This is a genomic window from Streptomyces sp. NPDC039462, assembly GCF_055639375.1.
In genome coordinates this window covers 1,240,741-1,263,045 of record NZ_JBVKAO010000002.1, presented here as the reverse complement: position 1 = coordinate 1,263,045, position 22,305 = coordinate 1,240,741, and the positions used below count along the sequence as shown (strand labels likewise).

The 22,305-nt window shown below is 71.4% G+C and carries 18 protein-coding genes; 6 read left to right on the top strand and 12 right to left on the bottom strand.

The annotated features are described in order from the left end of the window. Positions 1-22: 22 nt before the first annotated feature. On the bottom strand, positions 23-1,357 hold the full coding sequence (fahA, locus tag ACZ7LU_RS16345; protein ID WP_471916986.1) for a fumarylacetoacetase: 1,335 nt from the start codon (positions 1,355-1,357) through the stop codon (positions 23-25). Between the two features lie 225 nt (positions 1,358-1,582). On the opposite strand from fahA, the gene ACZ7LU_RS16340 reads away from it, so the two are divergent. Next, positions 1,583-2,425 (top strand): HAD family hydrolase, encoded by an 843-nt coding sequence (locus tag ACZ7LU_RS16340; protein ID WP_398300092.1) that lies wholly within the window; start codon positions 1,583-1,585, stop codon positions 2,423-2,425. On the opposite strand, the gene ACZ7LU_RS16335 is transcribed toward ACZ7LU_RS16340, so the two are convergent. Further along, a complete protein-coding gene (locus ACZ7LU_RS16335) occupies positions 2,422-4,413 on the bottom strand; it encodes a CocE/NonD family hydrolase (RefSeq protein WP_471916985.1) in 1,992 nt (663 codons plus the stop codon). The genes ACZ7LU_RS16340 and ACZ7LU_RS16335 overlap by 4 nt on opposite strands. A gap of 63 nt (positions 4,414-4,476) precedes the next feature. Then, positions 4,477-5,991, bottom strand: coding sequence for a peptide MFS transporter (locus ACZ7LU_RS16330; protein ID WP_398300096.1), 1,515 nt, complete (start codon positions 5,989-5,991; stop codon positions 4,477-4,479). Between the two features lie 316 nt (positions 5,992-6,307). Between ACZ7LU_RS16330 and ACZ7LU_RS16325 the strand changes: the two genes are divergently transcribed. The 4 genes from ACZ7LU_RS16325 (at position 6,308) to ACZ7LU_RS16310 (ending at position 10,806) form a co-directional block, all read left to right on the top strand. Beyond that, positions 6,308-7,318 (top strand): polyprenyl synthetase family protein, encoded by a 1,011-nt coding sequence (locus tag ACZ7LU_RS16325; protein ID WP_398300098.1) that lies wholly within the window; start codon positions 6,308-6,310, stop codon positions 7,316-7,318. A gap of 273 nt (positions 7,319-7,591) precedes the next feature. Further along, positions 7,592-8,833: a LolA family protein gene (locus tag ACZ7LU_RS16320; protein ID WP_471113927.1), complete on the top strand. Its 1,242-nt coding sequence runs from the start codon at positions 7,592-7,594 to the stop codon at positions 8,831-8,833. 142 nt (positions 8,834-8,975) lie between these two features. Beyond that, on the top strand, positions 8,976-9,914 hold the full coding sequence (locus tag ACZ7LU_RS16315; RefSeq protein ID WP_471917084.1) for an ABC transporter ATP-binding protein: 939 nt from the start codon (positions 8,976-8,978) through the stop codon (positions 9,912-9,914). After that, complete coding sequence (locus tag ACZ7LU_RS16310) at positions 9,901-10,806, top strand: ABC transporter permease (protein ID WP_471916984.1); 906 nt, start codon at positions 9,901-9,903, stop codon at positions 10,804-10,806. The genes ACZ7LU_RS16315 and ACZ7LU_RS16310 overlap by 14 nt, the downstream gene beginning before the upstream one ends. Before the next feature lie 40 nt (positions 10,807-10,846). Here the strand turns inward: ACZ7LU_RS16310 and ACZ7LU_RS16305 are convergent, their stop codons facing one another. From ACZ7LU_RS16305 to ACZ7LU_RS16285, 5 genes are all read right to left on the bottom strand, one after another. Beyond that, complete coding sequence (locus tag ACZ7LU_RS16305; RefSeq protein WP_471916983.1) at positions 10,847-11,440, bottom strand: flavodoxin family protein; 594 nt, start codon at positions 11,438-11,440, stop codon at positions 10,847-10,849. Between the two features lie 117 nt (positions 11,441-11,557). Beyond that, positions 11,558-13,435 carry a hypothetical protein gene (locus ACZ7LU_RS16300; RefSeq protein ID WP_471916982.1) on the bottom strand — a complete coding sequence of 626 codons (1,878 nt, stop codon included), beginning with the start codon at positions 13,433-13,435 and terminating at the stop codon, positions 11,558-11,560. A 152-nt stretch (positions 13,436-13,587) separates the two neighbouring features. Then, complete coding sequence (locus ACZ7LU_RS16295) at positions 13,588-14,040, bottom strand: VOC family protein (protein ID WP_398300110.1); 453 nt, start codon at positions 14,038-14,040, stop codon at positions 13,588-13,590. A gap of 17 nt (positions 14,041-14,057) precedes the next feature. After that, positions 14,058-15,056, bottom strand: coding sequence for an EamA family transporter RarD (gene rarD / locus ACZ7LU_RS16290; RefSeq protein ID WP_471916981.1), 999 nt, complete (start codon positions 15,054-15,056; stop codon positions 14,058-14,060). Between the two features lie 128 nt (positions 15,057-15,184). Further along, positions 15,185-16,021, bottom strand: coding sequence for an SDR family oxidoreductase (locus ACZ7LU_RS16285; RefSeq protein ID WP_471916980.1), 837 nt, complete (start codon positions 16,019-16,021; stop codon positions 15,185-15,187). Between the two features lie 101 nt (positions 16,022-16,122). Here ACZ7LU_RS16285 and ACZ7LU_RS16280 point away from each other — a divergent pair, with 101 nt between their 5' ends. Next, the gene (locus tag ACZ7LU_RS16280; RefSeq protein ID WP_398300116.1) at positions 16,123-16,494 is read left to right on the top strand and encodes a winged helix-turn-helix transcriptional regulator; all 372 of its coding nucleotides are present in this window, start codon (positions 16,123-16,125) and stop codon (positions 16,492-16,494) included. 36 nt (positions 16,495-16,530) lie between these two features. On the opposite strand, the gene ACZ7LU_RS16275 is transcribed toward ACZ7LU_RS16280, so the two are convergent. The 4 genes from ACZ7LU_RS16275 to ACZ7LU_RS16260 form a co-directional block, all read right to left on the bottom strand. Next, on the bottom strand, positions 16,531-17,622 hold the full coding sequence (locus ACZ7LU_RS16275) for a 2-oxoacid:ferredoxin oxidoreductase subunit beta (RefSeq protein ID WP_398300118.1): 1,092 nt from the start codon (positions 17,620-17,622) through the stop codon (positions 16,531-16,533). Beyond that, positions 17,615-19,546 carry a 2-oxoacid:acceptor oxidoreductase subunit alpha gene (locus ACZ7LU_RS16270; protein WP_398300120.1) on the bottom strand — a complete coding sequence of 644 codons (1,932 nt, stop codon included), beginning with the start codon at positions 19,544-19,546 and terminating at the stop codon, positions 17,615-17,617. The genes ACZ7LU_RS16275 and ACZ7LU_RS16270 overlap by 8 nt, the downstream gene beginning before the upstream one ends. 352 nt (positions 19,547-19,898) lie before the next feature. Continuing rightward, positions 19,899-20,570, bottom strand: a complete 672-nt coding sequence (locus ACZ7LU_RS16265; protein ID WP_471916979.1) for a LuxR C-terminal-related transcriptional regulator — start codon at positions 20,568-20,570, stop codon at positions 19,899-19,901. Between the two features lie 229 nt (positions 20,571-20,799). Continuing rightward, a complete protein-coding gene (locus tag ACZ7LU_RS16260) occupies positions 20,800-22,161 on the bottom strand; it encodes a sensor histidine kinase (protein ID WP_471916978.1) in 1,362 nt (453 codons plus the stop codon). Between the last annotated feature and the right edge of the window lie 144 nt (positions 22,162-22,305).

Sequence of the window (22,305 nt, the reverse complement as noted above, 5' to 3'; positions counted from 1 at the left end):
GTCGTCGGCGCCCCGCCCCGCGTTACCTCGCCGCCACGATGCGGCCCGTCACCTCGCCGAGGCCCACCTTCGTGCCGCCCGGGCCCGGGGCCCAGGCGGAGAGGGTGACCTCGTCGCCGTCCTCCAGGAAGGTGCGCTTGCCGTCGGGGAGTTCGAGGGGGTCGCGGCCGTTCCAGGTGATCTCGATCAGGGAGCCGTACTGACCGGGTTCGGAGCCGCTGACCGTGCCCGAGCCGTACAGGTCGCCGGTGCGGAGTGAGGCGCCGTTGACCGTCATGTGGGCCAGCTGCTGCGCGGCCGTCCAGTACACCGTGGAGAACGGCGGCTCGGAGATGACCTGGCCGTTCAGGGTGACCGTCATGCGCAGGTCGTAGCCGCCGGGCTCGTCCGCCGACGACTCGGCGGAGTCGTCCAGGTAGGGCAGGAGCGGATGCGTCCGCTCCGGGGGTGCGACCCGCGCCGAGTCCAGCGCCTCCAGGGGGGTGATCCACGCGGAGACCGAGGTGGCGAAGGACTTCCCGAGGAACGGGCCGAGGGGGACGTACTCCCAGGCCTGGATGTCGCGCGCGGACCAGTCGTTGAGGAGGGTAAGCCCGAAGACGTGCTCGCGGAAGTCCGCCAGGGGGACGGGGGTTCCCTGCGCCGAGGAGGCGCCGACCACGAAGCCGACCTCCGCCTCGATGTCGAGCCGGACCGAGGGGCCGAAGACGGGAGCCGCGTCGGAGGGCGCCTTGCGCTGGCCCGTCGGGCGGACCACGTCCGTGCCGGAGACGACGACCGTGCCGGCCCGCCCGTGGTAACCGATGGGCAGGTGCTTCCAGTTGGGGGTCAGCGGGGTCGGCGAGTCCGGGCGGAACATCTTGCCCAGGTTCGTCGCGTGGTTCTCCGAGGCGTAGAAGTCGACGTAGTCCGCGACCTCGAACGGCAGGTGCAGGGTCACTTCGGAGAGAGGGTGCAGCAGGGGGCGTACGGCTTCGCGGTGGGCGGGCACCGTCACCCACGCCGTCAGGGCGCGCCGCACGTCGGACCAGGCGGTGCGGCCCGCGGCGAGCAGCGGGTTCAGGGTGGGGCGCGCGAGGAGCGAGACGTAGGGGGAGCCGAGTGCGGCGGCCGCGGCGCCCGCGTCCAGGACGTACGAGCCGAGCCGCACCCCGACCCTGCGCCGGCCGGTCGCCTCGCCGGCCAGGGAGAACACGCCGTAGGGGAGGTTGTGCGGTCCGAAGGGGTCGCCCTCGGGAAGGCCGAAGGGATCGCCCTCGGGAAGACCGGTGGAGCCGCCCTCGGGGTGGCCGGTGGGGCCTCCGGAGAGGTCGGCGGAGTCACCGGCGGCCGGGTCGAGCGGGGTCTGCTCGGACATGCGTACCTGCCTCGCTTTCCATAGGGGTGTGCCACACGTTACGTGTGGAGGGCCCTGTTGCGGCAGTGCCTGAAGAGTGCGCAATGTCCGGATAACGCGCGCCGCGCGAGGTGGAATATCACCTTCCGCTTTCCTGTGAGGGAGGAACTGCCCGTCCTCACCCGGCCGTATGCGCACCTTGCCAAGCAGCTTCCGGTGGAGCGCAGGATCCGTATTCTCTGGATCATGGCCGCTCCCCTCGCATATGCACTCATCGCCACTGACCTGGACGGGACGCTGCTGCGCGGCGACGACACGGTCTCGGACCGGTCGCGGCGGGCACTGGCCGCCGCCGGCGAGGCGGGCGCCCGGCACCTCGTGGTGACAGGCCGCCCGGCACCGAGGGTGCGGCCCCTCCTGGACGAACTCGGCTACGCGGGCCTCGCCGTCTGCGGTCAGGGGGCGCAGCTGTACGACGCGGGGGCGAACCGGATGGAGTGGTCCGTGAAGCTCGACCGCGAGCTCGCCGAGGCCGCGCTCGGCAAGATCGAGGCGGAGGTCGGGCAGGTCTACGCGGCCGTGGACCAGGACGGGGTCCACGGCCTCACGCTCATCGAGCCGGGGTACGAGATGCCGCACCCCACGCTTCCCGCGATGCGGGTGCCCGGGCGGGACGTGCTGTGGGAGGAGCCCATCAGCAAGGTGCTCCTGCGCCATCCGTGGCTGCCGGACGACGAGTTGGCGGCGGTGGCGCGCGACGCGGTGGGTTCCCTCGCGACGGTCACCATGTCGGGGCCCGGCACGGTGGAGCTCCAGCCGTGCGGGGTGACCAAGGCGACCGGGCTCGCGCTGGCCGCCGAGCGGCTCGGCCTGACGGCCGCGGACACGATCGCCTTCGGGGACATGCCGAACGACATCCCCATGTTCCTGTGGGCCGCCCACGGGGTGGCCATGGCCAACGCCCACGGGGAACTCAAAGCGGTGGCCGACGAGTTGACCCTCTCGAACGAGGACGACGGCATCGCCGTCGTCCTCGACCGTCTCCTGCGGGGCGACCTCCGGACCAGGTCCTGGGCCGACAGGTCCTAGCCCGCGGTCCGCCGGATCCGCTTCTCCCACGTCCGGTGGAAGACGACCTCGTCGCCGGCCCTGCACACCACCTCGTTCGAGGTGATGAAGTCCGCCGCGTCGCACGTGATCTCCGAGCGGGTCTCGACGCGCGTGTCCCAGCCGAGTTCGGGCCGGTGCAGGCGGATCGTCCAGTCCGAGCGGGTGCGGGCGCTCAGCGGGTCGCCCTCCTGGATCGTGTACGTCTCCAGCGCGTCCTCGGTGAATTCGAGACCGTCGGGGTACACGCGGGTGCCGCCGTAGCGCGGGTCGACCTCCAGGCGCCACTCGCCCTTGGCGACGTCGCGTACGACCAGGCGCTCGGGCCGCTGTTCGTCCAGGGTCGCCGGATACGCCACACCGAGCGGCTCCGACTGCTCGGCGGGCGCGAAGGTGATCGACGGGTCGAAGTCGCCTTCACGGACGGGCAGTTCCAGGGAGCTGCCCACCGGCTCCAGGGTGAAGCCCACCGAGTCCGCCTGCGGCCAGATCCAGGGCCAGTACGCGGAGGAGACCGCGAGGCGGATGCGGTGGCCCGGCGGGAAGGTGTGGCCGATGCCGTTGAGCTCGAACGTCACGTCCTCGGTGGCGCCGAGGGGCCAGGCGTCCGCGCGGTCCCTGCCGTGCCGGGCGGAGAGGTTGAGCACGCCCCGGGTGACCAGGGTCGACGAGCCGTCGGGGGCGATGTCGCAGAGGCGGGCGACGGCCTGCCCGAAGGGCACGTCCATCCGCAGCCGCAGCGTCACCCTGGGGCGCCCGAGGATCCGTACCTCCGAGGGGACCTCGAATTCGAAGCACGCCGACTTCGCGTCCTCGTCCCGCTGGTCGGGCGGCAGGTCCGCGTCGTTCCCGAAGGGGAAGAAGCGGCCCGCGTCCAGGCCCGTGTGCTGCGGGGAGCCGACGAGGACGGGGGTGCCCTGGAGCGCGTACGAGACGGGGGTGACGTTCGGGGACGGCCAGGACGGGTCGCCGACCCAGCCGCCGGACAGCTCCGGATAGACCGTCGCCGGCGGGTGCGAGTCGCTGATCCAGGAGCGGAGCTTCGGCTCGGCCATGACGCCGGTGTCGACACCCTTGAGGTGGTGGTCCCACCAGCGCAGGGTCTCCTGGAGGAAGCCGATCGCGGGGCCCGGCGGCAGGCCGCGGTCCGGGTACTGGTGCGACCAGGGGCCGATCAGGCCGCGCACCCGGTCGTCGGGGAGGTGCTCGACCAGACGCAGGACGGTGTCGCGGTACGGGTCGTGCCAGCCGCCGACCGCGAGCACCGCGGCGCCGATCGCGGAGTAGTCCTCGCAGACGCTGCCGTGCCGCCAGTAGTCGTCGCGGGTCTGGTGGTCGAGCCAGGTGTGGATGAGGGGTTCGACGGCTTCGAGGCGCGTCAGCCACATCTCGCGCCAGGCGTCACCCACGAAGTACGGGTCCGGCGGGCGCGACGCGAAGGCGAGCATCGTCGCCGCCCACGCGTGCATGTCCACCGCGAGGACGGAACCGCCCATGTAGTGCACGTCGTTGTCATAGCGGTCGTCCGCCGAGCAGACCGTGACGATCGCCTTGAGCGACTCGGGTGCGAGCGCCGCGATCTGGAGGGAGTTGAAGCCGCCCCAGGAGATGCCGAACATGCCGACCTTGCCGGTCGACCAAGGCTGCGCGGCCAGCCAGTTCACCACCTCGACGCCGTCGGCCAGCTCCTGCGGCGAGTACTCGTCGGTGGGCAGGCCCTCGCTGTTGCCGTGGCCGCGGACGTCGACGCGCACGGAGGCGTAGCCGTGGCCCGCGTACCAGGGGTGGCGCTGCCAGTCGCGCGGCGCCGTCCAGTCGCTGAGGCGGTAGGGGAGGTATTCGAGGAGCACGGGGACCGGCTCGTCGGTGACCGGGCGCCACACACGCGCGTAGAGCCTGGTCCCGTCGGAGAGGGGTACGTGGAAGTCCTCGCGGGTGGTCTCGTACGGGAAGGAGTCGCGGATCTGCATGAGTGGAACCTCAGTGGACGGGGTGTCTCCGGTGGACGGGTCGTATCCGGTGGGCGGGGTGTCCTAGTGGACGGGGTGCATGGTGCGGCGCAGCCACGGTGCGAGCGCGATCACGGCGACGCCCGCGAGGACGGCGATCGCGCCGTTCACGCCGAAGTACGCCGGGTTGGAGACCTCTCCGTAGACCTTCACGACCTGCGCCTGGATGCCGTTGGCGAGCGCGAGGGAGAGGAACCACAGGGCCATGGTCTGGCTGGCGAAGGCCTTCGGGGCGAGCTTGGTCGTCGCGGACATGCCCGAGGTCTCCACGAGGATGTCGCCGAGCCCGAGCAGCAGGTAGGAGCCGACGATCCACCAGACCGCCATCTTGTACGTGTCGTCGGCGTGCCCGGAGGTGGGCAGCGTCATCAGGAGGAACGACAGACCGCCCAGGATCACACCGAAGGCGATCTTGTTGGAGGCATGCGGCTGGCGACGGCCCATCCGCGCCCAGACGGCGGCGACGACCGGCGCGAGCCCGACCTCGAAGGCGCCGAGCGCGGAGGCGTACCAGCTCGCGGGGAAGGTGAAGCCGAAGATCGACGTCTCGGCGTTCGTCGACGCGAGCAGGATCATCGTCGAGTACGCCTGGAAGAGGATGAAGTTGAAGACCACCGAGGCCAGGAAGAGGACCACGTACGGCCGGAGGCGGCCGCGCTCCTCGGCGCTCACGCGCGGGCTGCGGAACATCACCGCGAAGTAGACGACCGGCGCGATCACGGAGACGAGGGTGAGCAGGTCGACGAAGCGGTCCATGGTGAGCCAGCCGACGGCGGCGAGGAGCCCGGCGACGGCGGCGGCCGCGACCAGGCCTGCGACGATCAGCAGGACGGCCCGGCGCATCGCGTCCCTCGGCAGCGCGAACTCCGCGGACGCCTTCCGGCCCGCGAGATGGCGCCGTCCCGCGACGTACTGGACGAGGCCGAAGGTCATGCCGATCGCGGCCGCCGAGAAGCCCCAGTGCCAGCCCTTGTGGTCGCCGAGCCAGCCGGTGATCAGCGGGCCCGCGAAGGCGCCCACGTTGATCGCCATGTAGTACAGCGCGAAGCCCGCGTCGCGGCGCTCGTCCTCGGTGCGGTAGAGCTTGCCGACCATCGAGGCGACATTGGGCTTGAGGAGGCCGGTGCCCGCGCTGATCAGGCCGAGCCCCACCCAGGTCATCGTCGCCGTCGGCACGGCCATCGAGTAGTGGCCGCAGGCGATCAGGATGCCGCCCCACAGCACCGCGCGGTACGAGCCGAGGATGCGGTCGGCGAGCCAGCCGCCCGCCACGGAGACGAGGTAGACCAGCGTGCCGTACGCCGCCGAGACCGACGCGGCCGTGCCGGCATCCATCCCCATGCCGTCGTTCGCGACGGAGTCGGCGAAGTAGAGGACCAGGATGGCCTGCATGCCGAGGAACGAGAAGCGCTCCCAGACCTCAAGGCCTGAGAGGGTGAGCAGGCCGCGCGGCTGGCCGAAGAAGGCGCGGTCGTCGCCCGGCGGCGGATCGCCGGTCGGCTCGGCTGGCGGCTCGTACTCGGCCGTAGTACGGGACAAAGACTCTTCTCCCGGTCGTTACGGGTCTTGCGGGGCAGGACGGCCTTCTCGGGCTTATGGGCTGATCAAGAACATACCGGTGAGCGTCGCACACCGCTCGGCCTGGTGTGCGAAGAGGGTGCGGGGGGACTCGGTATCCGCTCCGACCAGCGCGGCGGCGTGCGACGGGCGGGCAGGTGCTCGCCGTGATCGAAAGTCGACCGGATACGCTGACTTGAGTGATGGCAGCGACACATCGACAAACCCGTGTCATCGAACGAGATCCAATGATCGACCGAGTTGGCCATGTGATCGTCAGCAGACAGGAGAACCTCTCGTGACCGTCGTCGGGCCTTTTGGGCTGAGCGTGCGGGACCAGGCTCTCGAAGCCGATGTCCAGGTCGGATTGGCGGCTGTCGAGGAGGGACTGCTCGAAGCCACCAAGAGCGAGGTGCCCTTCATCACCGAGGCCGCCCAGCACTTGGTCCGCGCCGGGGGCAAGCGTTTCCGGCCGCTGCTCGTGATGCTCGCTGCCCAGTTCGGCGACCCCTACGCGCCGGGTGTCGTGCCCTCCGCCGTCGTCGTCGAGCTGACCCACCTCGCGACGCTGTACCACGACGACGTCATGGACGAGGCCGATGTGCGCCGCGGCGTCGAGAGCGCCAACCAGCGCTGGGGGAACTCCGTCGCCGTGCTGACCGGCGACTTCCTCTTCGCCCGCGCCTCGTACATCCTGGCCGACCTCGGCCCGGAGGCCGTCCGCATCCAGGCCGAGGCCTTCGAGCGGCTGGTCACCGGCCAGATCCTGGAGACCGCGGGACCGACCGAGGGCCGCGACCCGGTCGACCACTACCTCGACGTGCTCCGGGGCAAGACCGGTTCGCTGGTCGCCGTGGCCTGCCGGTTCGGCGCGATGATGTCCGGCGCGGACGAGACCGTCGTGGACGTCCTCACGCAGTACGGCGAGCGGCTCGGTGTCGCCTTCCAGCTGGCCGACGACGTGCTCGACATCGCCTCCGACTCGCACGAGTCCGGCAAGACGCCGGGCACGGACCTGCGCGAGGGCATCCCCACGCTGCCGGTGCTCCGGCTGCGCGAGCGGGCCGCGCGGCTCGGCCTCGCCGAGGACATCGCCCTGTGCGAGCTCCTCGACTCGGACCTCACGGACGACGCACGGCACGCGGAGGCCCTCACCAGGCTGCGCGCGCACCCCGCCCTCGAACACGCGCGCAGGGACACGGTCTGCTACGCGGAGAGCGCACGGGCCGCCCTCGGCCCGCTGCCCGAGGGCGACGCGAAGGCGTCGCTGATCGAGCTCTGCGACCTCGTGGTGCACCGGGCGGGCTGAGCGCCCGTCCTTTTCCCGGGCCGCCACAGGAGCCCGGACTGTCGATCGGCGGTGCCACCCCCTACGGGACGGGGGAGGCACCGCTGATTCATGTCATCCCAGAGCAGTACATGGAGTTGCTTCCGGGGTCTGACGCTTCTTGGTGGCCGATTTGGTCGGATGGAGTCCAGCGAGAACAACCACTCCTGACCTATTCGGGTGAGAATGGCGGCACAGGGTGGACGAAGGCACGTACAGGGAAGGCCGCCGCCGACCACGGAGGTAAGGCAGACAATGGCACCGTACGAATCGGCGAAGGACACCAGCGAGGCCGCGGACCTGCGCGCCGGCCGCCGCAAGGCAGCCCGTTACGCGGTCCCGATCGCGGTGGCGGGGGTGGCGGCGGCGACGATCGGGCTCGTCCCGGCGCTCGCCACATCGGGCGACCCGGACCTCCCGAAGGTCACCGCACAGGAGCTCATCGAGAAGATCGCCGCGTCGGACACGCAGCAGCTCTCCGGCAACGTCAAGATCAGCACCGACCTGGGCCTGCCGTCGTTCGGCGGCATGGCGGGCGGCTTCGGCGGCGGGGGCGGCGCGGACCGGGGCGACGACGACGGCGACGAGAAGGGCTCGGCGGCCGACCCCAAGAGCAAGCTCATGGAGCTGGCGTCCGGCACGCACACGCTGCGCGTCGCGGCCGACGGCCCCGACAAGCAGAAGGTGTCCGTCCTCGGCGACGCCTCCGAGTACAGCCTCATCCACAACGGCGACGACGTGTGGGCGTACGACAGCGCGTCGAACGAGGCCTACCACGCGAAGGACGAGGGCGCCTCTCCGGAGAAGGGCGAAAACCACGGCGCGGTGCCGAAGGGGGAGCTGCCCAGCACCCCGAAGGAGTTCGCCGAGCAGGCCCTGAAGGCCGTCGACGACACCACGTCCGTCAAGGTCGACGGCACCGCGCAGGTCGCGGGCCGCGACGCGTACCGCCTGGTGATCAAGCCGAAGCAGGCAGGTTCGACGGTCGGCCAGATCACCGTCGCGGTGGACGAGAAGACCGGCACACCCCTCAAGTTCACCCTGACCCCGGCCTCCGGCGGCGCGGCCGTCGTCGACGCGGGCTTCACGAAGGTCGACTTCGACAAGCCGTCCGCGTCCACCTTCGACTTCACGCCCCCCAAGGGCACGAAGGTCACCGAGGCCGACGAGCAGAGCCGTGACTTCAAGGGCAAGGACGGAAAGAAGTTCGACGAGGGCGACCTCAACGAACCGAAGGTCATCGGGAAGGGCTGGAGCTCCATCGCCGAGCTGAAGCTGCCCGGCGGCCAGGGCCTGCCCACGGCCGGCTCCGGCGACGTCCCGCAGGACGCGCAGAAGCTGCTCGACTCCCTGGGCGACCAGGTCGACGGAAAGTTCGGCTCCGGCACGGTCTTCTCGACCCGCCTGATCAACGCCCTCGTCACCGACGACGGCACGGTCTACGTGGGCGCGGTCACGAAGGACGCGCTGGTGAAGGCGGCGAACGAAGCGCACTAGCGGTGCGTACGGCATAAGGGAACGGGAACGGCGGATGGGAGGTGCCGGACGGGCACCTTCCATCCGTCTCTTCGGAGAACGGGAGGGCAGCGTGCCGGGCAACAGCGGCAGTTCGCAGGGCTCGGCAGGGCCAAAGGCCCCGGTGGAGCACGTCATCGAGACGCACGCGCTCACCAAGCGCTACGGAAAGCACCTCGCCGTCGACCGGCTCGACCTCACCGTCCCCGAAGGCAGCGTCTTCGGCTTCCTCGGGCCGAACGGCTCGGGCAAGACGACGACGATCCGCATGCTGATGGGCCTCATCGAGCCGACCTCCGGCCGCGCCCAGGTCCTTGGCCGCCCCATGCCGCGCGCCACGCGCACCGTCCTCCCGCACGTGGGCGCGCTGATCGAGGGCCCCGCCCTCTACGGCTTCCTGTCGGGCCGCGACAACCTCCTGCGGTACGACTCCGCGGACCCGACCGCCGACCCGCGCACCCGGAAGGCGCGGGCCGATGCGGCCCTCGACCGGGTCGGGCTCACCGCGGCCGCGGGCAAGAAGGCGAAGGCGTACTCCCTCGGCATGAAGCAGCGGCTCGGGCTCGCGGCCGCGCTGCTCCAGCCGCGCAGGCTCCTGGTCCTGGACGAGCCGACGAACGGCCTCGACCCGCAGGGCATGCGCGAGATCCGCACCCTGGTGCGGGAGCTGGCCGCGGAGGGCACGACCGTCTTCCTCTCCTCGCACCTGCTCGACGAGATCGAGCAGGTCTGCACGCACGCGGCCGTGATGACCCGGGGCCGTCTCATCACCCAGGGGTCCGTCGCCGAGCTGGCGGCGGGCGCGCGGGGCAGGCTCGTCGTGACGACACCGGACCCGGGCGAGGCGGCCCGCGTCCTGAAGGAGCAGGGTGTGACGGATCTGGTCTCTACGGAGGACCGTGTCACCGGCGAACCACCGGTTCAGGACGGCGTGGACCTGGCCGATCTGAACGCCGCGCTGGTCGGCGCGGGCGTCCGCGTCCGCGGCTTCGGGCTCGAACGTGCCTCTCTGGAGGACGCGTTCGTGGCGCTGACGGGGGAGGGCTTCGATGTCGCGGGCTGAGGTCGCCGAGACCACGGACGTGTCCCGGGCGGACGTCCCGAGGGAGCAGCGCTGGATCTGGACGCTCGGTCTCTTCCGCAGCGAGCTGGGGATCACGTTCCGCCGCTGGCGGACCATCGCGCTGCTCGCGGTCCTCGCCGCCGTGCCGATCCTGGTGGGCATCGCGGTCAAGATCGAGACGAGCGACGGCTCCACGATCGGCGGGGGCGGCGACGAGGGCGGGCCCGCCTTCATCGCGCAGATCACCAACAACGGCCTGTTCCTGGTCTTCACCGCGCTCGCCGCGACCCTGCCGTTCTTCCTGCCCATGGCGATCGGCGTCGTCGCGGGAGACGCCGTCGCGGGCGAGGCGAGCGCGGGCACGCTGCGCTATCTGCTGGTCGCGCCCGCGGGACGGACCCGGCTGCTCCTCGTCAAGTACGCGACCACGCTGACGTTCTGCCTGGTCGCGACCCTGGTCGTCGCCACGTCCGCGCTCGCGACCGGCGCGCTGCTCTTCCCGCTCGGCGAGGTCACGACGATCTCAGGCACCCGCATGGGCTTCGGCGAGGGGCTGCTGCGGGCCCTGCTGATCGCGCTGGTCGTCGCCGTGTCGCTGATCGGCGTGGCGGCGCTCGGCCTGTTCGTCTCGACGCTCACCAGCAGCGGCATCGCGGCGATGGCGACGACGGTGGGGCTGCTGATCACGGTCCAGATCCTCGACCAGATCCCGCAGCTGCACGCCCTCCACCCGTACTTCTTCTCGCACTACTGGCTGTCGTTCGCCGACCTGATGCGCGAGCCGGTCTACTGGGACGACATCATCAAGAACCTGCAGATGCAGGGCCTGTATGCGGCCGTGTTCGGCTCGGCCGCGTGGGCGCGGTTCGGGGCGAAGGACGTCATGGCGTAGGCCGTGCGGCGGGTGGTCGGCCGGGTGGCCGGTCGGGTGGTCAGTTGTCGTACGGGTAGCGGGCCAGCGGGGGCTCCTGGGCGAAGAACGTCTTGGCGCGCGCCAGGGCCTCGGTGTCCTCCAGGACGTGGCCGGGCCGGGTGCCGTTGCCCAGCAGGACGCCGCCGAAGCGCATGGGGAAGAAGGCGGCGGTGTGGTTCAACGTGCCGATCAGCGGCTGCGCCACCTCCTCCTCGCGGTGCGCGAGCGCCGTCACGCCCCACAGGGTGCGGCCCTTGAGGGTCTCCTTGAAGTCGATCTCCGGGGTCTCCAGCCAGGCGTCCCAGTAGTCGAGGTAGCGCTTGACGGTGGCCGACACCGAGTACCAGTACAGCGGCGAGGCGATGACGATGTCCGTCGCCTCCAGGGTGGCCTCCAGGAGCAGCGCTTCGTTGTCGCCGACGGGGCGGGGCCGGGCGCGCGGGCGGGTGTCGTCGTGCCGCTGGTCCTCGAAGTCGGGGAGCGGTACGTCGGCGAGGTTCACCCAGCGCTGCTCGACGTCCGGGGGCAGCTGCTCGGCGGCCTTGCGGGTCAGGATCTCGGTGTTGCCCTCCGGGCGGGCGCTGCCGAGGACGAAGAGGAACTTGCGGGTCATGGGATCCCCCTGGGGTCGCTTGCACACGGCGGTTGCTTGCACGTGCACTATATGCACGCGCAATGAAAGTCGTCCAGGGGTGGCCGCTTCACGTGACGGCACGTCACGGGAGCCCGGTTACGGGCGTACGTGGACGGCCCACCCCGAGGCATAGGTGTCGGGTACGGGGTGGCGGGGCCAGGAACGGGCCCAGTGCGGGGGGCCCGCCTCGCGCAGGACGAGGGCGGCGGGGTGGCGCGGGTCGTCCGGCTCTGCGGGGGCGCAGCCGGCCACGTACGCGATGGGGATCACGGAGGCGTTGCCGCGCAGGACGCACGGAGTGCCGCCGGTCCCGGATCCGTCACCCCCGACGCCGTGGTCGTGCAGGACTTCGGCGATCCGCGCCCAGTCGCCGCGGGCGCCCGCCTGGATCCCGGCGTTCCCGTGGACGAGGGGGAGCTGGACGGCGAAGTGTCCGGCGAGGACGAGCCCCAGCGCGGCGAGGCCGACCCACGGCCGACGGGACGCGCGGGCGGCCGCGGCGAGGGCGAGCACTCCGAGGGCGGCGGCCGGGGCGAGCAGGGCGTGGGTGGGGAGGAGGAAGCGAGGGGCGGCGTAGGGGACGAGGAGGAGGTAGGGCAGGGCGACGGCAACCGCGACGACGACAGCGAGCAGACAGCCGCGGAGGACGGCGGGGGCGGGGGGACGGATCTCCGACCCCCCGACAGGCGCACCACGTGCACCTCCCGCATCACGCACACCCCCCAAGTCCCGCGCGCCTTCCGCGTCCTGCGGACTGCCCGCGTCCCGCGCGCCTTCCGCGTCCTGCGGGCTGCCTGCGTTCTGCGGACTTCCTGCGTCCCGCGCACTCCCCGCGTCCCGCGCGCCTTCCGCGTCCTGCGGGCTGCCTGCGTCCTGCGGACTTCCTGCGTCCCGCGCGCCTTCCGCGTCCCGCGCGCCTTCCGCGTCCTGCGGACTTCCTGCGTCCTGCGGACTTCCTGCGTCCTGCGGACTTCCTGCGTCCTGCGGACTTCCTGCGTCCTGCGGACTTCCTGCGTCCTGCGGACTGCCCGCGTCCCGCGGACTCCCCGCGTCCCGCACACCCCCCAAGCCCTGCGAACCCCCCGAGCCCTGCACACCCCCCAAGCCCCGCAGTCCCCCCACCCCCCGCACGCTCCACAACCCCACCCCCACCAGAACCGGCAGCAGCAGCCACCACTCCGTTGCGATGGGGCGGATGCCGTCGGCGGCGCAGGGGCGGCAGAGGAGCGGGCCGTCCATGACGGTGAAGTGGTGGGCCAGGGAGAGCAGCGGCCGCAGATCCCCCTGCACTTCGCTCGCCTCCCTCAGCCGTTCGCGGACGCCGCCGAAACGGACGTACGCCTCGACGATCCACGGCAGCGCACCCGCCGCGAGCCCGCCGAGCACGGCGAGAACGCGGCCCCGCCCCCGCCAGCCGGGGACGACGAGAGCGGCGACCAGCAGGGGCACACCCAGGGCGACGCCGTCGTTGGGGCGCATCAGCGTGGCGAGGGCGAGGCCGCACGCGATCCCGGCGCGGGTCGCGGCGGACTGCCGCGGCCACAGGAAGAGGCCGACCGCCCCGACGGCACCCATGGCGGTGTAGTGGTTGGGCATCGCGGCGCTCGCGTAGAACAGCGCGAACCACAGGCCGCCGTAGAGCGCGGCGGCGAGGGCGGCCGCCGACGGCCGGTGCAGGACGCGCAGCCAGGGGCGGAACCCCAGATAGAGCGCGGCGGTCGCGAGCAACGTCAGCCACACCCTGAGCAGCACGACGGAGTCGCTCCAGGCCGCCACGGGCGCGATCAGGAACGGCACACCACGGGTGCGGGGCGCGCTGAACGGCGTGGCGGGGCCGTGCGGGGAGTAGCGGCTGGCGTAGACGATCTCGTCCCAGCCGAGGGGCAGGGAGAGCGGGACGAGAAGGAGGGACAGCAGGGCGAAGGCACCGCAGACGGCGAGGAGGAGACGGTGGGCGCGCGGCTGCTGTGCCATCGTCCCAGCTTGCCAAAGACCGGCCTGCCGCCCCGGCTCGGCCACGCGGCGACACCGTCAAGAACCTGCCGGGGAGGTATGGGGAAACCGGCGACGCCGACCGTCTGGGTGACGGGGACCGCCTGGGCGGGGGACGCCGAGCCGTGGACCGCCTAGTGGACGCAGAACTCGTTCCCCTCCGGGTCCGTCATGATCACCCACTCGCCGCCGGGCTCCTTGACGTGCCGCGCCACGGCGGCGCCCAGCGCCTCCAGCCGGCGCACCTCGTCGTCGCGGCGGCCCGGCCCGGTGTGCACGTCGAGGTGCAGCCGGTTCTTGCCGGTCTTGGGCTCGGGCACGCGCTGGAAGAGGATCCGGCGGCCGAGGCCGGTGCCGCTGGCCTCGTCGTACGGGTCGTCGGGGTGCCGGACGGCGATGAGGTCGCGCCAGGCGCGGCGGCCGCGGAATTCGACGGTCGCGGCTTCGGGCGCCGCGCCGAGGCCGAGCAGACGGTCGATGAGGGCGCTGTTGTCCTCGACCTCGTACCCCAACGTCTCGGCCCAGAAGGCCGCTTGGGCGTGCGGGTCGGCGGCGTCGATGACCAGCTTCCAGTGCAGGGTTGCCATGTAACCAGTTATACCGGTTAGGCGGTGCGGGTGGGTGCCTCTTCAGGCGACACAGGCACTGTCGGCGCCCCTGCCGCCGCCCCCGCCGCCCTCGCGGCCACCACCCGCGCCGCGTTCCGCCGGGCCGTGCGCAGCGCGTCCCAGGTCAGCAGGGAGAGTGCCAGCCAGACGAGGCCGAAGCCCGCCCACCGCTCGGGCGGCATCGCCTCGTGGAAGTACAGGATGCCGAGCAGGAACTGGAAGACCGGCGCGAGGTACTGCAGAAGGCCCAGGGTGGAGAGCGGCACCCGGATCGCCGCGGCCCCGAAGCAGACGAGGGGAGCGGCGGTCACCACACCGGTGGCCGCGAGCAGCGCCGCGTGCCCGGCGCCCTCCGTGCCGAACACGATGTCGCCCTGCGTGGCGAGCCACGCCAGATAGCCGACGGCGGGCAGGAACTGCACGGCGGTCTCCGCGGCGAGCGACTCCAGGCCGCCGAGGTTGACCTTCTTCTTCACCAGGCCGTACGTCGCGAAGGTGAAGGCGAGGCAGAGCGAGATCCACGGCGGCCTGCCGTACCCGAACGCGAGCACGAGGACCGCCGCGAACCCGATGCCGACCGCCGCCCACTGCACCGGCCGCAGCCGCTCGCCGAGCAGCAGGACGCCCATGGCGATGGTGACCAGCGGGTTGATGAAGTAGCCGAGGGACGCCTCGACGACGTGACCGGAGTTCACGGACCAGATGTAGACGCCCCAGTTGACGGTGATGACCGCCGCGGCGATCGCCACCAGGCCGAGCCTGCGCGGCTGGCGCAGCAGCTCGCGGGCCCAGCCCCAGCGTCGTACGAAAAGCAGCGCGACGCCGACGACCACGAGCGACCAGGCCATCCGGTGGGCGAGGATCTCGACGGCGCCGGCGGGTTTCAGGAGCGGCCAGAAGAGAGGGACCAGACCCCACATCCCGTAGGCGGCGAAGCCGTTCAGCAGCCCGACGCGCTGCTCGTTCCCCGGCTTCCCGGCTGCTCCGCTGTCCACGGCCCCTCCTTCGTGCACGGCAGCCCGCGCTGCCCCACTGAAGGTAGCGCCGGGAACCCTCGGCTGTCATGCCCGTTCCACGGTGACGCTCGTGACGCCTCGGGGGTGCTCCTGGGATGCGGCCGGGCTCAGCCCCGGAGCGCCGCCGCCACCGCGTCCGCGAGCGGGGTCGTGGGCCGGCCGATCAGCTTCGCCAGCTCCCCGCTGGTCCCCGCCAGGCGCCCGCGCGCGATGGCCGCGTCCACGTCGACGAGGACCGCCGCCATCGGCTCGGGCACCCCGGCGCCGGTCAGCACGGCGAGGTGTTGCTCGGCGGGCACGTTCGCGTACGAGATGTCCTTGCCGGTCTGCGCCGCGACCTCGGCGGCGTACTCGGCGAAGCTCCACGCGACATCGCCGCTGAGCTCGTAGACCTTGCCCTCGTGGCCCTCGCCCGTCAGGACGGCGACGGCGGCCGCGGCGTAGTCTGCGCGGGCCGCGGAGGCGACGACGGCGCCGTGCTCCAGGACCGGGGCGAGGTGCTCGGTGTAGTTCTCGTGGTACCAGCCGTTGCGCAGGAAGGTGTGCGGCAGGCCGGAGTCGAGGATCAGCTGTTCGGTCGCCTTGTGCTCGGCCGCCAGGTCGAAGTCGGCGTCGGGGCCGCCGAGGATGCCCGTGTAGGCGAGGAGCGCGACGCCCGCCTCGCGCGCGGCGTCGACGACCGCGCGGTGCTGCGGCACGCGCCGCCCGATCTCGCTGCCGGAGATCAGCAGCACGCGATCGCCTGCGGCGAAGACGCCGCGCAGGCTCTCGGGGGCGCTGTAGTCGGCGACGCGCAGCTCGACGCCGCGCTCGGCGAGGCCGGCCGCCTTGTCCTTGTCGCGTACGACGGCCGCGATGTCCCCGGCGGGGACCCGGGCGGCGAGCAGCCCCTCGATGACGAGACGGCCGAGGTGTCCGGTGGCTCCGGTGACGACGATGCTCATGTCTGGTTGCTCCTGTTACGTCCGGTGGAAGTCGGTATGACACCCACCTTAGGAGCAGCGCTAACTTTCCGTAAGTACCCACTTTGAAGTAAGGTACTGGCATGGACGTAAGTACCTGGAACGTCGCGGGCGAGGAGATGTGCCCCCACCGCCTCGTCCTGGAGCACGTGACGAGCCGCTGGGGCGTCCTCGTCCTGCTCGCCCTGGAGGAGCGTTCGTACCGGTTCAGCGAGCTGCGCCGCGAGATCGGCCGCGTCAGCGAGAAGATGCTGGCCCAGACCCTGCAGACCCTGGAGCGCGACGGCCTGGTGCACCGCGACGCCAAGCCGGTCATCCCGCCCCGCGTCGACTACTCCCTCACCGGGCTCGGCCGCGAGGCCGCCGAGCAGGTGCGGGCCCTCGCGGCCTGGACGGAGCGGCGCATGGGCGACGTGCAGAAGGCGCGCACGGCATACGACGAGGCCCGGTCCTGACGGATCAGGACCGGGCCTCGTGCCGAGCGGGTCGGGCTAGCCGACGACCGTCCATGTGTCGCCGCCGGCGAGCAGTGCGGCGAGGTCGCCCTTGCCGTCCCGCTCGATGGCGGTGTCGAGCTGGTCGGCCATGAGCGTGTCGTAGACCGGCCGTCGGACGTTGCGCAGGACGCCGATCGGGGTGTGGTGCAGGGTGTCGGGGTCGGCGAGCCGGGAGAGCGCGAAGGCCGTGGTCGGTGACGTGGCGTGCGCGTCGTGGACCAGGATGTCGGCTTCGTTGTCCGGGGTGACGGCGACGACCTTGAGGTCGCCGGTCACCGCGTCGCGTACGACGCCCTTGGAACCGTCGGCGCCGAAGCGGATCGGCTGCCCGTGCTCCAGGCGGATCACCGCCTCCTCGGCCTGCTGCTTGTCCTTGAGGACCTCGAAGGCGCCGTCGTTGAAGATGTTGCAGTTCTGGTAGATCTCCACCAGCGCGGTGCCGGGGTGCGCGGCGGCCTCGCGCAGCACCGAGGTGAGGTGCTTACGGTCGGAGTCCACGGTGCGGGCCACGAAGGACGCCTCGGCGCCGATCGCGAGGGAGACCGGGTTGAAGGGCGCGTCGAGCGATCCCATGGGCGTCGACTTGGTGATCTTGCCGACCTCGGAGGTCGGGGAGTACTGGCCCTTGGTGAGGCCGTAGATCCGGTTGTTGAACAGCAGGATCTTCAGGTTCACGTTGCGCCGCAGGGCGTGGATGAGGTGGTTGCCGCCGATGGACAGCGCGTCGCCGTCGCCGGTGACCACCCACACGGACAGGTCGCGGCGCGAGGAGGCCAGGCCGGTGGCGATGGCCGGGGCGCGGCCGTGGATGGAGTGCATCCCGTAGGTGTTCATGTAGTACGGGAAGCGGGAGGAGCAGCCGATGCCCGAGACGAAGACGATGTTCTCCTTCGCCAGGCCGAGCTCGGGCATGAAGCTCTGCACGGCGGCCAGCACGGCGTAGTCACCGCAGCCGGGGCACCAGCGCACCTCCTGGTCGGACTTGAAGTCCTTCATGGACTGCTGGGCGTCGGCCTTGGGCACCAGGGAAAGCGCTTCGATCGTGCTCCCGGTCCCCTCCGGCCCGGCCGTCTTCGTGTCAGCCATCGATGGTCTCCTTGAGAGCCGTGGCGAGCTGCTCGGCCTTGAAGGGCATTCCATTGACCTGGTTGTACGAGACCGCGTCCACCAGGTACTTGGCGCGGATCAGGGTGGCGAGCTGACCGAGGTTCATCTCGGGGATCACCACCTTGTCGTAACGCGCGAGGACATCGCCCAGATTCCGCGGCAGCGGGTTGAGGTGGCGCAGATGGGCCTGCGCGATGGGGACACCGGCCGCGCGCAGCCGGCGGACGGCCGCGGTGATCGGGCCGTACGTCGAACCCCAGCCGAGCACCAGCGTGTCGGCGGTCCCGCCGGCGTCGTCGACCTCCACGTCGGGCACGGCGATGCCGTCGACCTTGGCCTGGCGGGTGCGGACCATGAAGTCGTGGTTGGCCGGGTCGTAGGAGATGTTGCCCGTGCCGTCCTGCTTCTCGATGCCGCCGATGCGGTGCTCCAGGCCCGGCGTGCCCGGGATCGCCCACGGGCGCGCGAGGGTCTGCGGGTCGCGCTTGTAGGGCCAGAAGGTCTCGGTGCCGTCGGCCTCGGTGTGGTTGGGACCGGAGGCGAACTGCACGCGCAGGTCGGGCAGTTCGTCGACCTCGGGGATGCGCCACGGCTCGCTGCCGTTGGCCAGATAGCCGTCGCTCAGCAGGAAGACCGGCGTGCGGTAGGTGACCGCGATGCGGGCCGCCTCCAGCGCCGCGTCGAAGCAGTCCGCCGGGGTCCTGGGCGCCACGATCGGCACCGGCGCCTCGCCGTTGCGCCCGTACATCGCCTGCAGCAGGTCGGCCTGCTCGGTCTTGGTCGGCAGGCCCGTGCTCGGACCGCCGCGCTGGATGTCCACGATCAGCAGCGGCAGTTCGAGCGAGACGGCCAGACCGATGGTCTCCGACTTCAGCGCCACACCGGGACCGGAGGTCGTCGTCACCGCGAGCGACCCGCCGAACGCAGCCCCGAGCGCCGCGCCGATGCCCGCGATCTCGTCCTCGGCCTGGAAGGTGCGCACGCCGAAGTTCTTGTGCTTGGACAGCTCGTGCAGGATGTCCGAGGCCGGGGTGATGGGGTAACTGCCCAAATAGAGCGGCAGATCCGCCTGCCGGCCCGCCGCGATCAGACCGTACGACAGCGCCAGGTTCCCCGAGATGTTGCGGTAGGTGCCGGTCGCGAACGCCTGGGCGGCGGGGGCGACTTCGTAGGAGACCGCGAAGTCCTCGGTGGTCTCGCCGAAGTTCCAGCCCGCGTGGAAGGCGGCGATGTTCGCCTCGGCGATCTCCGGCTTCTTCGCGAACTTCGCCCGCAGGAACCTCTCGGTGCCCTCGGTCGGCCGGTGGTACATCCACGACAACAGCCCCAGCGCGAACATGTTCTTGCTGCGCCCGGCGTCCTTGCGGGACAGGTCGAAGTCCTTCAGCGCCTCCACCGTCAGCGTGGTCAGCGGCACCGGGTGCACGCTGTAGCCGTCCAGGGAGCCGTCCTCCAGCGGGGAGGTGGCGTAACCGACCTTCTGCATCGCGCGCTTGGAGAACTCGTCGGTGTTGACGATGACTTCCGCGCCGCGCGGCACGTCACCGATGTTCGCCTTCAGCGCCGCCGGGTTCATCGCCACCAGGACGTTCGGCGCGTCGCCCGGGGTCAGGATGTCGTGGTCGGCGAAGTGCAGCTGGAAGGAGGAGACACCCGGCAGGGTCCCGGCGGGTGCGCGGATCTCGGCGGGGAAGTTCGGCAGCGTCGACAGGTCGTTGCCGAAAGAGGCGGTCTCCGAAGTGAACCGGTCGCCCGTGAGCTGCATTCCGTCGCCGGAGTCACCCGCGAAGCGGATGATGACCCGGTCCAGACGGCGCACATCCTTGTCACCTGCGGGCTTGCGTTGTCCTCCGACGACTGCCCCGTCGGCCTGCTCGGCTTGGCTACTGACCTGGCTGGTCACTGAACTGGACCTCCCTCGAGGCGACTGTGCGGAATCGCCGGGACGGCCGGCGCTCCCAAGGTCCACCCTACGTCTGTAAGGGTCGCCTTCCTGGGCTTGCTCGCATTCTGGATGCATTTCTGAGACGCCGTGTCGCACTGGTTTGCCATGGTTTGCCTCGCCCCCCGGTCCTTCATGGATGACGCTCCCCGCTCATCCTTTGGTTCTAGGACTTGCCTTGACCGACTCCGTGCTCGTGACTCTCTGTGTTCACGCCCGTTCACGCCCGTTCACACCTGTTCATACCTGTCCGGGCCGGAGGGGCGCTCGATTCCGGGTGCCGCCCGGCACCGTCTGGCAGGCTGTCAGTCGTTCACGAATTGAGATAGGTGAGGACCGCGAGCACGCGGCGGTGATCCCCGTCACTCTGTGACAGGCCGAGCTTCAGGAAGATGTTGCTCACGTGCTTCTCGACGGCACCGTCGCTCACCACGAGCTGCCGGGCCACCGCCGAGTTCGTCCGTCCTTCGGCCATCAGGCCGAGTACCTCGCGTTCCCGTGGTGTAAGCCCCGCGAGCACGTCCTGCTTGCGGCTGCGGCCCAGCAGCTGCGCCACGACCTCCGGGTCGAGCGCCGTGCCGCCCTCCGCCACCCGCACCACCGCGTCGACGAACTCCCGCACCTCGGCGACCCGGTCCTTGAGCAGATAGCCCACGCCGCGGCTCGACCCGGCGAGCAACTCGGTGGCGTACTGCTCCTCCACGTACTGCGAAAGGACCAGGACCCCGAGGTCGGGGTACTGACTGCGCAGATACACCGCCGCGCGCACGCCCTCGTCGGTGTGGGTCGGAGGCATCCGCACATCGGCGACGACCACGTCCGGCAGGGTGTCCTGCCCGGCGAGGTCGGTGATCGTCTTGATCAGCGCATCGGCATCGCCCACACCGGCGACCACGTCGTGCCCGCGGTCGGTCAGCAGGCGGGTCAGGCCCTCCCGAAGCAGCACTGAATCCTCGGCGATGACGACCCGCACTTTGTCCTCCATTTTTTGGCCCCCCGGCACTTTTTGGCCCCCCGGCGCGCTTGTCTGGCCCGCATCGGTCCGACAGCGGTCGCGTCGGCCGAACACTCGGCTCCTCAGTATCGCGCGATCCGCCGCCGCCCACCGGGCCGGTCGCCGGACTGTTGCGCTCCGGACCACGGGACAGCGCGCGGCCCCGGCTCTGGGGGAGAGCCGGGGCCGCGCGCGGGCGGGTGTCGGGGCCGGTGTCGGGTCAGGCCTTGCGCCACGGCAGTTCCGCCGTGACCGTCGTCGGGCCGCCCGCCGGCGAGTCGACGACCAGGATCCCGTCGACCGCGTCGAGCCGCTCCGCGAGGCCCGCAAGGCCGGAGCCCGCCGACACATCGGCGCCGCCCGCCCCGTTGTCGCTCACCTGGAGCATCAGCCGGTCCTCGGCCCGCCAGACGTCGACGCTCGCGGCGCTCGCCCCGCTGTGCTTGCTGATGTTCTGCAGCAGCTCAGAGACCGTGAAGTACGCGATGCCCTCGATCGCCGCCGCCGGGCGGCTCGTCAGATCCACCTCCATCTGGACCGGCACCGTGCAACGGGCGGCCAGCGAGGAGAGCGCCGCGTCCAGGCCGCGGTCGGTGAGGACGGCCGGGTGGATGCCGCGGGCCAGGTCGCGCAGTTCCTGCAGCGCCACCTTCACCTCGCCGTGCGCCTCGTCGACCATGCGCGCCGCGGCTTCCGGGTCCTCGGCCAGCTTCTCCTTGGCGAGCCCCAGATCCATCGCGAGGGCGACAAGGCGGGCCTGCGCGCCGTCGTGCAGATCGCGCTCGATGCGGCGCAGGTCGGCGGCGGCGGTGTCCACGACGACACCGCGGTCCGACTCCAGTTCGACGACGCGGGTCGCGAGCCGCGAGGGGCCGAGCAGCCCGGACACCATGACGCGGTCCACGGTCGTCAGGGCCCGCAGGATCCACGGGGTGGCCAGCGTGACGAGGAGACCGGTCGCGGCGGTGATGCCGAGCTCGAACGGATTGTCGAGGTAGATGCGGTGGTCGTCGTCGCCCCCGTAGAGCTGGATGCCGTCCTGCCCCCCGTACATCGGGAAGAGCCAGAACCAGAGCGGATACGTCAGCATCAGCCAGCCGTACGACCAGAACACCGCCGCCACCGCGAACGAGAAGAGCGACCACGGCAGCATCAGCAGCGAGTACAGCAGGTGCCGCCAGGACGCGCCGCTCTTCAGGACGGCACCCATGAGCGCCAGCAGGCCACCGCCCTTGGGCCGCAGCGGCTCCGGCGGCGCGATGTCCAGGCCGAGCAGCCCGCGCGCCCGCGTCCGCTCGATGGCGCCGATGCCGCGGCAGCCGGCCAGACCCGCCGCGAGCACCGGGATGCCGATGAAGGTGATCAGGAGGCCCACGCCGAGCGAGAGCATCGTGATGGCGAAGACGAAGGACGTGATGCCGATCGGCAGGCTCAGCAGGGTGTAGCCGAACTCCCGCCAGGTGCGCGCCTCGATGGGCGCGCGCAGCCCGGCGGGCAGGCGGTGCCGCCGCTCCTCGACGTCGGTGCCCCGGAATTCCGGCCGGTCCATCCGCGCGTACCCCTGTCCGTAGTCCGTGGCCATCGCTGCCGTCCGTTTCTGCGTCTGTGGCTCAGAGGCTCTATGGCCCTGTGGCCGGCTCTGTGCTTGTGGTGTCCGCTGTAAGTGCCCTGGTTACAGACTCGTCGGCGCGGCCGCTCGCGGCCATGGAGCGGGTCGGCGTCTTCC

What these genes read in the sequence shown, in the direction of transcription:
- ACZ7LU_RS16285 (WP_471916980.1), bottom strand. Translation starts at nt 16,021, where the DNA reads ATGAGCATCGTCGTCACCGGAGCCACCGGACACCTCGGCCGTCTCGTC.
- ACZ7LU_RS16305 (WP_471916983.1), bottom strand. Translation starts at nt 11,440, where the DNA reads ATGACCCGCAAGTTCCTCTTCGTCCTCGGCAGCGCCCGCCCGGAGGGC.
- ACZ7LU_RS16335 (WP_471916985.1), bottom strand. Translation starts at nt 4,413, where the DNA reads ATGCAGATCCGCGACTCCTTCCCGTACGAGACCACCCGCGAGGACTTC.
- ACZ7LU_RS16300 (WP_471916982.1), bottom strand. Translation starts at nt 13,435, where the DNA reads ATGGCACAGCAGCCGCGCGCCCACCGTCTCCTCCTCGCCGTCTGCGGT.
- ACZ7LU_RS16310 (WP_471916984.1), top strand. Translation starts at nt 9,901, where the DNA reads ATGTCGCGGGCTGAGGTCGCCGAGACCACGGACGTGTCCCGGGCGGAC.
- fahA (WP_471916986.1), bottom strand. Translation starts at nt 1,357, where the DNA reads ATGTCCGAGCAGACCCCGCTCGACCCGGCCGCCGGTGACTCCGCCGAC.
- ACZ7LU_RS16320 (WP_471113927.1), top strand. Translation starts at nt 7,592, where the DNA reads ATGGCACCGTACGAATCGGCGAAGGACACCAGCGAGGCCGCGGACCTG.
- ACZ7LU_RS16295 (WP_398300110.1), bottom strand. Translation starts at nt 14,040, where the DNA reads ATGGCAACCCTGCACTGGAAGCTGGTCATCGACGCCGCCGACCCGCAC.
- ACZ7LU_RS16280 (WP_398300116.1), top strand. Translation starts at nt 16,123, where the DNA reads ATGGACGTAAGTACCTGGAACGTCGCGGGCGAGGAGATGTGCCCCCAC.
- ACZ7LU_RS16340 (WP_398300092.1), top strand. Translation starts at nt 1,583, where the DNA reads ATGGCCGCTCCCCTCGCATATGCACTCATCGCCACTGACCTGGACGGG.
- ACZ7LU_RS16265 (WP_471916979.1), bottom strand. Translation starts at nt 20,570, where the DNA reads ATGGAGGACAAAGTGCGGGTCGTCATCGCCGAGGATTCAGTGCTGCTT.
- ACZ7LU_RS16260 (WP_471916978.1), bottom strand. Translation starts at nt 22,161, where the DNA reads ATGGCCACGGACTACGGACAGGGGTACGCGCGGATGGACCGGCCGGAA.
- ACZ7LU_RS16275 (WP_398300118.1), bottom strand. Translation starts at nt 17,622, where the DNA reads ATGGCTGACACGAAGACGGCCGGGCCGGAGGGGACCGGGAGCACGATC.